A 14,345-nucleotide genomic window follows, 5' to 3' on the forward strand; every position below is an offset into this window, starting at 1 on the left:
CGAAAACAGGACCCCCAGATGTCGACGATCGAGGCTACCAAGCCGCAGAAGGAAGTCAGCCCCTTGCTCAAGATGGTGCTGGAGCTTGGGCCTCTGATGGTCTTCTTCTTCGCCAACTCGCGCGGCGAATGGCTGGCCGGGCATTTCCCGGCGCTGGCCGAGCTCGGCGGTCCGATCTTCATCGCCACCGGCCTCTTCATGGCCGCGACTGCGATCGCGCTCATCGTCTCCTGGATGCTGACCCGCACGCTGCCGATGATGCCGCTGATCTCGGGCATCGTCGTCTTCGTCTTCGGCGCGCTGACGCTCTGGCTGCAGAACGACACCTTCATCAAGATGAAGCCGACGATCGTCAACACGCTGTTCGGCGCGATCCTGCTCGGTGGCCTCCTGTTCGGCAAGTCGCTGCTCGGCTACGTCTTCCACTCCGCCTTCAAGCTCGACGAACCCGGCTGGCGCAAACTCACGCTGCGCTGGGGTGTGTTCTTCCTGTTCCTCGCCGTGCTCAACGAGGTGGTCTGGCGCTCGTTCTCGACCGACTTCTGGGTCGCCTTCAAGGTCTGGGGCACGATGCCGATCACCATCCTGTTCACGCTCGCCCAGATGCCATTGATCATGAAGCACTCGCTTGACCAGGAGAACGCCGAGTGAGCACCGCTCTCGAGGAGAATGACAGCCGCAACCGTCGCGCACTCTTCTGGCTGGCCGCCTGTTTCGCGGTCCTCATCATCCAGATCATAACCCAGCATCTGATGGGACGTCTCTGGATCTGCGAGTGCGGCTACGTCAAGCTCTTCGAGCCCGTGGTAAAATCCAGCGGCAACTCGCAGCACATCGCCGACTGGTACACGCCGTCGCACATCATCCACGGCTTCCTGTTCTACGGCCTCGGCCATCTGCTGTTGCGCGGCAAGCCGCTGTCGGCAAAGCTGTTCCTGGCGACGGTGATCGAATCCGCCTGGGAGATCGCCGAAAACACCCCAATGGTGATCAACCGCTACCGCTCGGCAACAATCTCGCTCGACTATTTCGGCGACAGCGTCCTCAATTCCACCATGGACACGCTGGCCATGGTCGCCGGCTTCCTGTTCGCCGCCCGCATGCCCGTCTGGCTGACGGTGACGGTCGCCATCGTCTTCGAGATCTTCACCGGCTGGCTGATCCGCGACAATCTCACGCTAAACGTACTGATGCTGGCCTGGCCGCTGGACGCCGTCAGGGAATGGCAGGCAGGGATTTAGGCGGCCGTCAGATTTCGGCTCCTCCGCCCCTCTCCCGCTGCGCGACCTTCTCCCCGCAAGGAGGAGAAGGGAGATGACACACCCTCCTCCCCTACATCACCGCTGCAGGCCGGATCAGTAAGGTGGCCGGCAGGCCGGATGAGGGACTAATCTGTCGACAGCGCGCCGGACTTACGAACCCGCAATCGCCTTCTCGATCGCCGGCAGCAGGCCGGTCTTGACGCTGTTCTCGTCAAAGGGACCGACACGCTTGTAGAGGATCGTACCATCAGGCCCGACGAGGTAGGATTCCGGGATGCCGTAGACGCCCCAATCGATCGCCGCCTTGCCGCGTGGGTCGACGCCGATCGCGGCGAAGGGATTGCCGAGTTCGCCGAGGAAGCGCAGGGCGTTTTCGTTCTGGTCCTTGTAGTTGATGCCGACGACAGTGAGCCGAGGATCCTTCGCCAGTTCCCGAATGAAAGGGTGCTCCTGACGGCACGGCACGCACCAGGAGGCCCAGACGTTGACGAGCGTCAGCTTGCCCTTGATCGCGGCATCAGTCAGCGCCGGCATCGGCTGGCCGTCGCGGGTCGCCCCTTCCAGCGCCGGCAGGTCGAGCTTCGGCGCCTTGGTGCCGATCAGTGCCGACGGGATCTCGCTGACATCCTTGCCGGAATTGAGCTGGCTCCAGAAGATCGCCGCAAGCCCGGCGAAGATGATGAGCGGCAGTGCCGCGAGCACGAAACGCAAGGGGCCGGGTTTGCGCTCTTCGCCGCCCGGCGCAGGGGTGCTGGTCATCGTGTCTCTCCCGATGCCACTTCGGCCGAGCGCCGGCGAATGCCTGACGCTTCGAGTTCGGCGAGTTCACGTCGACGCGCACGCCCGTCCAGAACGACCCAGGCAATCAGGCCGAGAACAGTCAGCGTCGCTATTCCATAGCTCGTAAAGACGTAAGCGGTGTGGCTCATCATTTCGTGCGGGCTCCCCTGCCGGCGCTGCGCGCCGCCAGACGGCGCAGCGCCGTGACGCGCCGGCGCAGGATTTCGTTGCGCATGGCGGCGATGTGCAGCGTGAAGAAGAGAAGCGTGAAGGCGATTGCCATCACGATCAGCGGCCACAGGAACTCCGGATCGATCGTCGGCCCGTCGAGCCGCATGACGCTCGCCGGCTGATGCAGCGTGTTCCACCATTCGACCGAGAACTTGATGATCGGGATGTTGACGAAGCCGACCAGCACGAGCACCGCGGAAACCTTGGAGGAGCGTGCCGGATCGTCGATCGCGCGGTTGAGCGCCATCAGTCCCAGATACATCAGGAACAGCACGAAGACCGAAGTGAGCCGCGCGTCCCAGACCCACCAGGTGCCCCACATCGGCTTGCCCCAGAGCGAGCCGGTGACGAGCGCCAGGAAGGTGAAACAGGCGCCGATCGGCGCTGCCGCACGTGAAGAGACGTCGGCGAGCGGATGGCGCCAGACGAGCGTGCCAAGGGCTGCCAAGGCCATCACCGAATAACACATCATCGACAACCAGGCGGCGGGCACGTGCACGTACATGATGCGCACCGTCTCGCCCTGCTGGTAGTCGCCTTCGGTGGAGAAGGAAAGCCAGAGGCCGGCGACGAAGAACAGCGCCGTCAGGCCGGCAAGCCAAGGCAGCAGACGGTCGGCCAACGCCAGGAACCGTGTGGGGTTGGCGAGGTAGCTGAATTTGCGGATGGCCAGGCTGTTTTCGCTCATGATGGCTCTTTAACGCTTAAGCCCCTCTGCTGCAATTGATCCCCGTCAATCGACCGATCACGATCAGTTGGTGTCGCCAATCATAAACGTGATCGATCTGAATGACTTAGCGCCGGCCGCGACGGAAAACCGCAAACAGTTTCAGCCGATCCGTGCCGATTGCGTCAATCGGACGCGTGCCGAAGTGCTGCGGCGGCGGCAACCGGCCCGATGACGGCGAAGAACAGGGTGATTGCCGCGAGGATCATCAAGGGCGGCAGGAACGGCGCCGGATCCTCGATCGCCGCATAGACCGCGCTGACGCCGAAGATCAGCACGGGAATAGCAAGCGGCAGCACCAGGATCGAAACGAGCAGCCCGCCACGCGGCAGCGACACGGCGACGGCCGCGCCGACCGCGCCGATGAAGGTGATCGCCGGCGTGCCGATCAAAAGCGTCAGCATGGTCGCGCCGATCGCAATCTCGCTCATGTTCATGAAGAGACCGAGCAAGGGCGAAGCGATCACCAGCGGCAGGCCGGTCGCCGCCCAATGGGCCGCGCATTTGACGAAGACGGTGAAGAGCAGCGGCGTCTCCTGCATCAGCATCAGATCGAGGGAACCGTCGTCCCGCTCCGCCTGGAACAGGCGATCAAGACCAAGCAGCGAGGCAAGCAGCGCGCCGATCCAGAGGATTGCCGGCCCGATGCGCGAAAGCAGGTTCAGATCCGGGCCGACGCCGAAGGGAATGACCGCCACCACGGTCATGAAGAAGAGCACGCCGATCATGGCGCCGCCACCGGCACGGATCGACAGCTTCAGATCGCGGAAGAAGAGCGCCATCATGCCGCCAGTCTCGCAGCGGCGAGCACGGACGGGCTTCCATGCATCACGCCCCTACGCATCATGCCAGAGCCCTCCCGCCAGATGCTCGAAGCCCTTCATGTGCAGTTCCTTTGTTTGATCGAGCCCGAGCGGCTGGTGCGTCGCTGCGACCACGATGCCGCCCTTGCCAAGATGCGCCTTCACCAGATCCGCAAACAACCGGTCGGCGCCGGCATCGAGGGCGGCGGTCGGCTCATCGAGAATCCAGATCGGGCGGTAGGCGACGAGCAGCTTCGCCATCGCCATGCGGCGCTGTTGACCGGCCGAGAGATAGCCGAAAGGCAGGTGTGCTATGTCAGGCAGACCGACAGCCTCGACGGCCTCATCGAGGGCGACGCCGTGGCCTCCTGGCGAATCGCCCATGAAACGCTGCCAAAAGGAAAGATTTTCTGCGACGGTCAGTTCGCGCTTCATCGCGTTGCGGTGACCGAGATAATGGCTGACCTCTGCGGGACTGGCTATTTCCGGGGGGCCATTCTCAAGTTTCAAGTGCCCGCGTTCGGGCCTCAACAAACCTGCCAGCACCCGGAGCAAAGTGGACTTGCCCGAGCCGTTCGGACCCGTCACGACAAGGGCTTCTCCGGTACCAAGCGCGAAGGAAATATCGTTAAAAATCAGATCCTCGCCGCGCTTCGCACTCAAACCTTCAGCCAGCAGGCGCATGAATATCTGTCTTCCCTTCGCGCGTCTTCCGCAGAGCAAAAAAAGTTCCATTTGAACCTTCGTTGCTCTGGCACGTTTTGGAGAAATTATCTATAAGGCGGCCAACACGCCAGCGGTCGGCGTGAATTTCATCCTAGCGCCGAACATGGAATGAATTTCCACGTACGGACAGCGGAAATGGCCGCACCCGCATCCCAATTTGCGCTTCACAGGCGCTCGGGCGTTCGTACGTCAGTTTTTGGCGATCAGACGGAACGGGGTATTATCCAGTGTCCAAATCCCTAGACAGCTTCAATTGTCGCTCCACGCTCACCGTCAACGGTGTGGACTACGTCTATTACAGCCTGCCCAAGGCTGAGGCGAACGGTCTCGCCGGCGTATCCAGGCTCCCCTACTCGATGAAGGTTCTGCTCGAGAACCTGTTGCGCAACGAAGACGGCCGTTCCGTCACCAAGAAGGACATCGAGAACATTGCCGCCTGGCTCAACGACAAGGGCACGGCTGAAAACGAAATCGCCTATCGTCCGGCCCGCGTGCTGATGCAGGACTTCACCGGCGTGCCCGCCGTCGTCGACCTCGCTGCGATGCGCGACGCCATGGTCTCGCTCGGCGGCGACCCGGAGAAGATCAACCCGCTCGTTCCCGTCGACCTCGTCATCGACCACTCGGTCATCGTCGACGAATTCGGCACGGCGACCGCCTTTGCCCGCAACGTCGAACTCGAATACCAGCGCAACGGCGAGCGCTACCGCTTCCTGAAGTGGGGCCAGCAGGCGTTCAAGAACTTCCGCGTCGTTCCGCCCGGCACCGGCATCTGTCACCAGGTCAATCTGGAGTATCTGGGCCAGACGGTCTGGACCCGTGAAGAAGACGGCGAAATCACCGCCTATCCGGATACCTGCGTCGGCACCGACAGCCACACCACCATGATCAACGGTCTCGGCGTTCTCGGCTGGGGCGTGGGCGGTATCGAGGCGGAAGCCGCAATGCTCGGCCAGCCGGTCTCCATGCTGCTGCCGGAAGTCATCGGCTTCAAGCTGACCGGCAAGCTGAAAGAGGGCGTCACCGCGACCGACCTCGTGCTCATGGTCGTTCAGATGCTGCGCAAGAAGGGCGTGGTTTCGAAGTTCGTCGAATTCTTCGGCCCGGGCCTCGACAACATGACGCTCGCCGACCGTGCGACCATCGGCAACATGGGTCCGGAATACGGCGCGACCTGCGGCTTCTTCCCGGTCGACAGCGAAACCATCAACTACCTCACCATGTCCGGCCGTGAAGAACAGCGCATCGCGCTGGTCGAAGCCTACTCCAAGGCGCAAGGCATGTGGCGCGAAGGCGACGGCGCCGATCTCGTCTTCACCGACACACTCGAACTCGACCTCGGCGACGTCGTTCCGTCGATGGCCGGCCCGAAGCGTCCGGAAGGCCGCATCGCGCTCGAAAGCATCGCCTCCGGTTTCGCCACCGCGCTCGAAAACGACTACAAGAAGCCCGGCCAGCTTTCGAACCGCTATGCCGTCGAAGGCACGGATTTCGACCTCGGCCATGGCGATGTCGCGATTGCCGCGATCACGTCGTGCACCAACACCTCCAACCCGTCGGTGCTGATCGCGGCCGGCCTGCTCGCCCGCAACGCGGTCGCCAAGGGCCTGAAGTCCAAGCCCTGGGTCAAGACCTCGCTCGCACCGGGATCGCAGGTCGTCGGCGAATACCTCGCCAAGTCGGGCCTGCAGAAGGACCTCGACGCGCTCGGCTTCAACCTCGTCGGCTTCGGCTGCACCACCTGCATCGGCAACTCCGGTCCGCTGCCGGGTCCGATCTCGAAGACGATCAACGACAAGGGCCTGATCGCCGCCGGCGTTCTGTCGGGCAACCGCAACTTCGAAGGCCGTATCTCTCCTGACGTTCAGGCGAACTACCTCGCTTCGCCGCCGCTCGTCGTCGCCTACGCGCTCGCGGGCTCCGTGCAGAAGGACCTGACCAAGGAGCCGATCGGCGAGGATAAGGACGGCAAGCCGGTCTTCCTCAAGGACATCTGGCCGACCTCGAAGGAAATCCAGGAGTTCATCTTCAAGTACGTCACGCGCGAGCTCTACGCGACGAAATACGCGGACGTCTTCAAGGGCGACGAGAACTGGCAGGCCGTTCAGGTTCCGGCCGGGCAGACCTACGCATGGGACGAGGGTTCGACCTATGTGCAGAACCCGCCGTACTTCGTCGGCATGGGCAAGACCGGCTCGGGCATCTCCGACATCAAGGGCGCTCGCGTTCTCGGTCTCTTCGGCGACAAGATCACCACCGATCACATCTCTCCGGCCGGTTCGATCAAGGCCGCTTCGCCGGCTGGCTCCTACCTCATCGGCCATGGTGTTGGCGTTGCCGACTTCAACCAGTACGGTACGCGCCGCGGCAACCATGAGGTGATGATGCGTGGCACGTTTGCCAACATCCGCATCCGCAATCACATGCTCGGCCCGAATGGCAAGGAAGGTGGCTACACCATCCACTATCCGTCGAAGGAAGAGATGTCGATCTACGACGCGGCCATGCAGTACAAGGAAGAGGGCGTTCCGCTCGTCATCTTCGCCGGCGTCGAATACGGCAACGGTTCGTCGCGTGACTGGGCCGCGAAGGGCACCAACCTGCTGGGCGTCAAGGCCGTCATCGCGCAGTCCTTCGAGCGTATCCACCGCTCGAACCTCGTCGGCATGGGCGTCATCCCCTTCGTCTTCGAAGAGGGCACGACCTGGGAATCGCTGGGCCTCAAGGGCGATGAAGTCGTCACCATCGACAACCTCGCCAAGGTCCAGCCGCGCGAGAAGCGCGTTGCCAAGATCACCTATGGCGACGGCAGCGTGAAGGAAGTTCCGCTGATCTGCCGCATCGATACGCTGGACGAAGTGACCTACGTCAACAACGGCGGCATCCTGCAGACCGTTCTGCGCGATCTGGCCGCCTGATCGGCCGCGGTCGACATGCCGTGAAACATTGGAGCCGGGACGCCGAAAGGCGCCCCGGCTCCTTCTTCTCCGGCCGGCAAATACCGGTACGCCCGCTACAAGGTGGCACTCACCCGCGACCTCACTCCAACGTGACTTTCCGTTGATGCCTGGCCGGCGTATGTAATTAGCTCCCCCACAAGGAGTAGGCCGACGGCCCCAACGAAGTGACGCCATGACATCCGCAGACCGTTCTCTCATTCGCCCTTTTGCACTGGCTTTCGGGCTGTTCACAGCCGCTGGTGCACCGGCCGGGGCACAGGACGGACAGGTGATCAAAGGCGTCGTTGAACTGTTCACCAGCCAGGGCTGTTCTTCGTGCCCGCCGGCGGATGCGGCGCTGAAGACGCTGGTCGACGATGGCGACGTCGTGGCGCTCGCCTATCACGTCGACTACTGGAACTATCTCGGCTGGGCCGACACGCTCGCCTCCAAGGAAAATACCGAGCGGCAATATGCCTATGCCCGCATGCTCGGTCGCAACGGCGTCTATACGCCCCAGGCCATTTTGAATGGCCGTGACCATCTCAACGGCGGCAACCTTCAGGCGATCAAGACGCGGCTGGAAACAATGAAGGCCGAAGGCAAGGGGCTTGCCGTACCCGTCGATGCGAAGATCCAGGACGAAGAGATCCAGATCAACATCGGTAGCGGCATCGGCAAGGCGAACGTCGTCGTCGTCTATTTCGACCGTGCGAAAGTCGTGAGGATGGAGAAGGGCGAGAACAGCGGCAAGGAAATCCCCTACTGGCATGCCGTGCGCGACATTCAGACGATCGGCATGTGGGATGGAAAACCGGCAAGCTTCACCCTTCCTGCAACGGTCCTGACCGAGCGCCCCGGCAATAGTGGCTGTGCCGTTCTCTTGCAGTCGATGAAGGACAAGGAGACGCCGGGCGCGATCGTCGGCGCAGCCGCCGTGCTCGCCGGCCCCCAGGGCAAACTCTAGCGCGAAGCGCGAGGGGGTGGTTCGGCCCGGCAGCATCGAGGGGCTGGGGCTGAGGGTTCGAAGTTACCGGACCGAACCGGCCATGGCTGCGTTCGGTGAACTCCCGCAGCATGACGACCTGACCGGACATACGGTGGCAACGACTCTGTCCGTCAGCGCCCGCGAGTTTTGCGGTGAATTGGGGCGGCGATTTGACTGAAATGGGGCAGAGGCAAGAAATGCCCTCATCGTCCAACGGCTTCCGGCTTGCTTTTCGGCTCACGTCAGGCACACTGTTATCGTTCTGTCACAACAGAAGGCCGGATTGCCGATGACCGATGAGCCGGATTTGCCGCAAGGCGAGGCGCGCCATCAGCGCGAGACCACTTCCGAAGTGGTTGTCGATCTTCACGAATACAAGAACGCCAAGAACCCTCCCCCCATCACTTTCCATCGCCGCGAGCTGGACCAGATCCTCTGGGTCTACGGCCGCATGGTCGGCGAGGGCGAGTGGCGGGACTACGCCATCGATCACCTGAAGGACCGAGCGGTCTTCTCGGTGTTCAAGCGATCGGGGGAGATGCCGCTCTACCGGATCGAGAAGAACCCGAAGCTGTCGACGAAACAGGGCGCCTATAGCGTGCTGAACATTCACGGCACGATCCTGAAACGCGGCCACGAGCTCGCCCAAGTGCTCAAGGTGTTCGACAAGGTGCTGAAGCTGGTGGAAACCTGAGGCATGCCGCGCAAATGTGCGCGGCCGCCTTGCGCGACATGCGAAATATCAAGATCTTAAAGCGCGAGGAGCGACCCGAAAGATCGCGATGCGCTTCAAGACCTGATCTGCAGCAGCAGCCCGGTGCGATGCGCGGCGGTTTCTGCCGGCGCCTGGCTTTGGCCTGAACGCAAGACGGACTGCAATCAGCGCACGCCGGGCCTGCCGTCTGACATGTGGCAATCAGCTCTGATAGAGCGTGTCCGGATAGACATCTTCCGGTGGATCGCTCGCCTGCCCCTCGCCGAGCGCAAGCTGCATGATCGCCGTATCGAGCCAGCGGCCGTGCTTGAAGCCAGTCGCCTTCATCGTACCCTGAAGTTCGAAGCCGAGGGAGCGGTGCACCGCGATCGAGGCCGGATGGGCGCCGCCTATCACCGCGACCATCTGCCGAAAGCCGAGTTGCGTGCAACGACGAATCAGTTCGGCGAGCAACGCCCTGCCGGCGCCCTTGCCGCGCGCTTCCGGCGCCAGATAGATCGAATCCTCGACCAGGAAGCGATAGGCCGTGCGCGTCCGGAAGGCGGACGCGTAGGCATAGCCGACGATCGATCCGCTGCCGTTGCATGCGACCATATAGGGGTAACCGTTGCCGACAATCGTCTCGAAGCGGCTTCGCATCTCCGCCTCCGAAGGGGGCACGATCTCGTAGGTGGCGACACCGTTCAGAACGGACTCGCGGTAGATTCCGGTGATGACGGGAAGGTCCGCCAAGGTGGCGTCACGCAAACTCAGGGACATGGCGATAGACTGCATCTCGAGGTTTCGTCGTCCTTCACTCCCACGGAGCCGGGACGCGATCAACATATGACAACATCTGTGGGCAACAAAAAAGGCGGCCGAAGCCGCCTTTTCCGTCATTCGTTTCGTGCTTAGTTGTTCCGGTTGCCCAGGAACTGCAGCAGGAACATGAACAGGTTGATGAAGTCGAGGTAGAGCGTCAGCGCGCCCATGATCGCCTTGCGGCCGGCAACGGTGCTGTCGTCGGCTTCGTAGTACATTTCCTTGATCTTCTGCGTATCATAGGCGGTAAGGCCAGCGAAGATCAGCACGCCGATCACGGAGATCGCGAAGCCGAGAGCCGACGAAACAAGGAAGATGTTGACGATCGACGCGATGATCAGGCCGAAGAGGCCCATGATCAGGAACGTGCCGAAGCCCGACAGGTCCTTCTTGGTCGTGTAGCCGTAAAGCGACAGGGCGCCGAACGACGCGGCCGTGACGAAGAACGTCTGCACGATGCTCTGGCCGGTGAAGACCAGGAAGATCGACGACAGCGACAGGCCCATCAGGGCGGCGTAGATCCAGAACGTCGTCTGCGCTGCGGAGACGCTCATCGAATTGATGCGGAAGCTCATGAAGAAGACCATCGCCAGCGGCGCCAGCATCACGACCCACCGCAGGGGCGAACCGTAGATGAGTTGGGCGAATGCCGGATTGGAGACGGCAAGCGCATAGGTTCCGTAAGCTGCCACGCCGGTGATCGCCAGCCCAAGGGCCATCAGGTTGTAGACCTTCAGCATGTAAGCACGAAGGCCTTCATCGATCACGGCACCCGCCTGAGCGCCGGCGGGCGACATTCGGGTTTGGTAGTTTCTCAGATCAGCCATTGTTTCCTCATTTAAGCTCCGGTGGAAGTTACGGTGTCGGGCGGCGAACGGTCTCGCTCTGAAAGGCTGGCTTCCACGCCCAGGCGCCGCTGCGGAGCTCCAGCATGCCTGTGGATAAATATGATGCCGAAACCGGTTGCGTACAAGCCCCGAAGCCCCTGGATTCGAACGCATCCGGCCGTTTCCGGCAAGCCCGACGGGGATTTACGGTTAACTGCACGTACTCAGAGCTCGCGCAGGACCGGCGCCGCCTTCTGCCCGAGAATGCGCCACGTACCGGCAAGACCGATGCCAACGGTCATCACCAGGGCCCCGGCGACGGTCAGGATGGCGACATCCGGCAGGAAGCTTGACGGCAGCGTCATGATGCGGCTGACGACGAACCAGGCGGCAACACCGCCGGCAAACAGGGCAAAAACCGCGGTCGCAAGGCCGAGAATGGCATATTCGTAGCTGGAGGCCCGGATGAGGGTCGCGCGTGTCGCACCCAGCGTTTTCAGGACGACCGCATCATGGATACGGGCCCGGTTGCCGGCGGCAAGCGCACCGGCAAGCACCAGGACGGACGCGACCAGTGCCACCGCGGCCGCAGCCCGGATCGCCGTTGCCAACTGTCCAAGCAGCCCGTTCACGATGTCGAGAGCATCCTTCACACGCACGCTCGTGATCGTCGGATAGGCGTTGGTGACGGCTTTCAGCACCGCAGCCTCTTCTTCCGGCGTCGCTTCCGGATCGATGACCGTTGCCAGCCACGCATGCGGCGCACCGGCAAAGGTATTGGGTGAAAACACCATGACGAAGTTGATCGAAAGCGATTCCCACTCGACATTGCGGAAATTGGCGATCTTGGCGGTGATGTTGCGGCCGAGCACGTTGACGGTCACGGTGTCGCCGATCTTCAGGCCGAGTTCGCCGGCCTCTTCCGCCGAGAAGGAGACCAGGGGCTCGCCGCTATAGTCGGCCGGCCACCATGTGCCCTCGGACAGTGTCGAGTTCTCGGGCTTGTTCTTGGCATAGGTGATGCCGCGGTCGCCGCGCAATACCCATTGGCCGCCGGGCGGCACGTTGCGGCTGTTCACGTCCTCGCCGTTGAAGGCGACGATCCGGCCGCGCAGCATCGGCACCTCGATGACCTTGCCCTTCGGGATCGTCCGCTTCAGCACCGAGCGGAAGCCTTCGATCTCGCTGCCCTGGATATCGACGAAGAAGAAGTTCGGCGCCCGCTCCGCCATGTTGCCGGTGAGTTCGCGGCGCAGATTGCCGTCGATCAGCGCCAGCGTCACGAGCAGCGCCAGCCCGAGACCGAGCGACAACACGACGGAAGGCGTGAGCGCGCCAGGGCGGTGAATGTTGCCGATCGCCAGCCGCAGGGCCGGCGAGTTGACCCGCGGGCTGCGGCGCGCAAGCCAGGCGATCAACAGCGCGACGACGCGCAGGACAATGAAGGCGAAGGCGATCGCGCCGAGGAACACCAGCGAAATATAGCGGTCGTAGGCCGTCCAGATCGCGAGCCCCGCCAGCGCGGCAAGACACGCGACCGCGCCCAGCAAATAGGGCCATGCCGGAAAGCCCGAGGGGTCGAAACCCTGCTGGCGGAAGAGCGCGGTTGCCGGAATGGCCCGCGCCCGCCCGAGCGGCAGGATGGCGAAGGTCAGCGCCGTCAGCACGCCAAAGAGCGCGGCAAGACCGAGGGCGCCCGGATAGAGATGAAACTCGGTCGAGATCGGCAGCAGGTCGGCGAGGAATTGCGCCGCGACAAAGGGGATCAGCATGCCGAGGATCAGGCCGATCGCGATGCCGATCAGGGCGATCATCAGGATCTGTGCCAGATAGATCATCGCCACCAGCGAGGCAGGAGCGCCCAGGCACTTGAAGGTCGCAATGACACTGCGCTTCTGATCGAGATAGGCGCGCACCGCGTTGGCAACGCCGACGCCGCCGACGATCAGCGCCGTCAGGCCGACGAGGGTCAGGAACTGCGAGAAGCGGGTGATGTTCGCCGTCAGTGACGGCGCGGCGTTGGCGCTGGTGCGGATCGACCAGCCGGCCGCCGGAAAGCGCTTCTCGGCATCGGCACGAATGGCCGGAAGCTGTGCCGGATCGGCGACCTTCACCTTGTAGCTATGCTCGACAAGGCTTCCCGTCTGCACCAGGCCAGTAGCCGCAAGCGCCTCGGCCGAGACCATCAGGCGCGGCGCAAAGCCGAAGCCGTCGGACAAGGCGTCCGGCTCGCGGACGATCGTGCCGGTGATCCGGATTTTGGCGTTGCCGAGAAGGACTTCATCTCCGACCTGCACACCCAGGCGGTCGAGCAGCAGCGGTGCCACGATGGCGCCAAAGGTCTCGCCATCGCGCGCCAACAATTCATGCAGCGGGCGGTTCGGCCCGCTTTCCAGTGCGCCGTAGAGCGGATAGGCGGCATCGACCGCCTTCAGTTCGACCAGCGCCTGGTTGGAACCGTCGGGCAGCCGCGCCATCGAGCGCAGGCCGGCGGAAACCGCAACAGTGCCGAGCGTGTCGAGATAGGCCCGCTCGTCCACCGTCGCCACACGGTTGTTGAGTTCGAAGCGGATGTCGCCGGCGAGTAATTCCTGCCCCTGCGTGGCGATCGTCGCGGTGATCGATTGCGACAGCGAATTGACGCCGGCAATGGCCGCGGTGCCGAGCGCGATGCAGGCGAGGAATATGTAGAAACCTCGAAGTCCGCCGCGCATTTCGCGCAGCGCCAGGCGAAGGGCAAGAAGCGGCCGCAACCGAACCGATGACACGCCGTTCATGCCGAAGCCGCCTCCTGGCGCGGCGTCGCCACAAGCGGCTCCGCCTCGCCGCCGGCGACAATTTCGCCGGAGCGGACGCGGACCTGCCGCGCACAGCGTGCGGCAAGAGCCGCGTCATGCGTCACGAGAACGAGTGTCATGCCGCGGTCACGCTGTTCGGCGAAAAGCAGATCGGCGATCTGGCGTCCGGTCTCGGCGTCGAGGTTGCCGGTGGGTTCGTCGGCGATCAGCAGTTTCGGCGAAGGCGCCAAGGCGCGAGCGATCGCCACGCGTTGCTGCTCGCCGCCGGAAAGCTGGCCGGGATAGTGGCTGAGCCGCTCGCCGAGGCCGACGGCGACGAGTTCCTTGCGCGCGATCTCGAAGGCGCCCGGGACATTGGCGAGTTCGAGCGGCACCGCGACGTTTTCGAGCGCGGTCATGTTGGGGATGAGGTGGAAGGACTGGAAGACGATGCCGATGTTGCGCCCGCGGAAGTCCGCCACCCTGTCCTCGTCGAGCCGGTGCAACGGCGTGCCGTCGATGACGATCTCGCCGCTATCCAGCCGTTCGAGCCCGGCAAGCACCATCAACAGGGTCGACTTTCCCGAACCCGACGGACCGACGATGCCGACCGACTGGCCGGCATTGATCGTGAGGTTCATGCCCTTCAGCACGTGCACCGAGGCTGCCGCCTCCCCGAGGGTCAGATCCGCGTTTTTGAGTTCGATGATGGTGCTGGCCAAGGGAAACAACCCTATATGAACGAAATGGGGAACAGAAACGGCATTCG

The 14,345-nt window shown here is 63.1% G+C and carries 14 protein-coding genes; 5 read left to right on the forward strand and 9 right to left on the reverse strand.

All coding sequences use genetic code 11. From position 1 onward, the window contains the following. Positions 1-18: 18 nt before the first annotated feature. Entirely contained in the window at positions 19-651 is a 633-nt protein-coding gene (locus AC1Z3V_RS16460; RefSeq protein WP_429814706.1) for a septation protein A, read from the forward strand. Beyond that, positions 648-1,241: a DUF2585 domain-containing protein gene (locus AC1Z3V_RS16465; protein ID WP_483500425.1), complete on the forward strand. Its 594-nt coding sequence runs from the start codon at positions 648-650 to the stop codon at positions 1,239-1,241. Before AC1Z3V_RS16460 ends, AC1Z3V_RS16465 begins: the two co-directional genes overlap by 4 nt. A gap of 171 nt (positions 1,242-1,412) precedes the next feature. Here AC1Z3V_RS16465 and AC1Z3V_RS16470 read toward each other — a convergent pair whose 3' ends face one another. The 5 genes from AC1Z3V_RS16470 to ccmA form a co-directional block, all read right to left on the reverse strand. Next, positions 1,413-2,021: a DsbE family thiol:disulfide interchange protein gene (locus tag AC1Z3V_RS16470; RefSeq protein WP_483500426.1), complete on the reverse strand. Its 609-nt coding sequence runs from the start codon at positions 2,019-2,021 to the stop codon at positions 1,413-1,415. Further along, positions 2,018-2,194 carry a heme exporter protein CcmD gene (gene ccmD, locus AC1Z3V_RS16475; protein WP_483500427.1) on the reverse strand — a complete coding sequence of 59 codons (177 nt, stop codon included), beginning with the start codon at positions 2,192-2,194 and terminating at the stop codon, positions 2,018-2,020. The genes AC1Z3V_RS16470 and ccmD overlap by 4 nt, the downstream gene beginning before the upstream one ends. Next, positions 2,191-2,961, reverse strand: a complete 771-nt coding sequence (locus tag AC1Z3V_RS16480; protein WP_483500429.1) for a heme ABC transporter permease — start codon at positions 2,959-2,961, stop codon at positions 2,191-2,193. The genes ccmD and AC1Z3V_RS16480 overlap by 4 nt, the downstream gene beginning before the upstream one ends. Before the next feature lie 164 nt (positions 2,962-3,125). Continuing rightward, the gene (ccmB, locus tag AC1Z3V_RS16485; protein WP_483500431.1) at positions 3,126-3,785 is read right to left on the reverse strand and encodes a heme exporter protein CcmB; all 660 of its coding nucleotides are present in this window, start codon (positions 3,783-3,785) and stop codon (positions 3,126-3,128) included. A gap of 51 nt (positions 3,786-3,836) precedes the next feature. Further along, positions 3,837-4,487, reverse strand: coding sequence for a heme ABC exporter ATP-binding protein CcmA (gene ccmA / locus AC1Z3V_RS16490; protein WP_483504100.1), 651 nt, complete (start codon positions 4,485-4,487; stop codon positions 3,837-3,839). Positions 4,488-4,756: 269 nt separating this feature from the next. On the opposite strand from ccmA, the gene acnA reads away from it, so the two are divergent. The 3 genes from acnA (at position 4,757) to AC1Z3V_RS16505 (ending at position 9,150) form a co-directional block, all read left to right on the forward strand. After that, positions 4,757-7,447, forward strand: a complete 2,691-nt coding sequence (gene acnA / locus AC1Z3V_RS16495) for an aconitate hydratase AcnA (RefSeq protein WP_483500433.1) — start codon at positions 4,757-4,759, stop codon at positions 7,445-7,447. Between the two features lie 214 nt (positions 7,448-7,661). Then, positions 7,662-8,435 carry a DUF1223 domain-containing protein gene (locus tag AC1Z3V_RS16500; RefSeq protein WP_483500435.1) on the forward strand — a complete coding sequence of 258 codons (774 nt, stop codon included), beginning with the start codon at positions 7,662-7,664 and terminating at the stop codon, positions 8,433-8,435. Between the two features lie 310 nt (positions 8,436-8,745). Continuing rightward, entirely contained in the window at positions 8,746-9,150 is a 405-nt protein-coding gene (locus AC1Z3V_RS16505) for a DUF2794 domain-containing protein (protein ID WP_065374081.1), read from the forward strand. A gap of 222 nt (positions 9,151-9,372) precedes the next feature. Here AC1Z3V_RS16505 and AC1Z3V_RS16510 read toward each other — a convergent pair whose 3' ends face one another. The 4 genes from AC1Z3V_RS16510 to AC1Z3V_RS16525 form a co-directional block, all read right to left on the reverse strand. After that, a complete protein-coding gene (locus AC1Z3V_RS16510) occupies positions 9,373-9,930 on the reverse strand; it encodes an N-acetyltransferase family protein (RefSeq protein WP_483504101.1) in 558 nt (185 codons plus the stop codon). A gap of 131 nt (positions 9,931-10,061) precedes the next feature. Beyond that, entirely contained in the window at positions 10,062-10,799 is a 738-nt protein-coding gene (locus tag AC1Z3V_RS16515; RefSeq protein WP_429814683.1) for a Bax inhibitor-1/YccA family protein, read from the reverse strand. 224 nt (positions 10,800-11,023) lie between these two features. Beyond that, positions 11,024-13,576, reverse strand: coding sequence for an ABC transporter permease (locus AC1Z3V_RS16520; protein ID WP_483500437.1), 2,553 nt, complete (start codon positions 13,574-13,576; stop codon positions 11,024-11,026). Then, positions 13,573-14,298 (reverse strand): ABC transporter ATP-binding protein, encoded by a 726-nt coding sequence (locus AC1Z3V_RS16525; RefSeq protein ID WP_429814678.1) that lies wholly within the window; start codon positions 14,296-14,298, stop codon positions 13,573-13,575. The genes AC1Z3V_RS16520 and AC1Z3V_RS16525 overlap by 4 nt, the downstream gene beginning before the upstream one ends. Positions 14,299-14,345 lie beyond the last annotated feature (47 nt).

It is taken from the genome of Ensifer sp. 38_S197 (genome assembly GCF_056924495.1).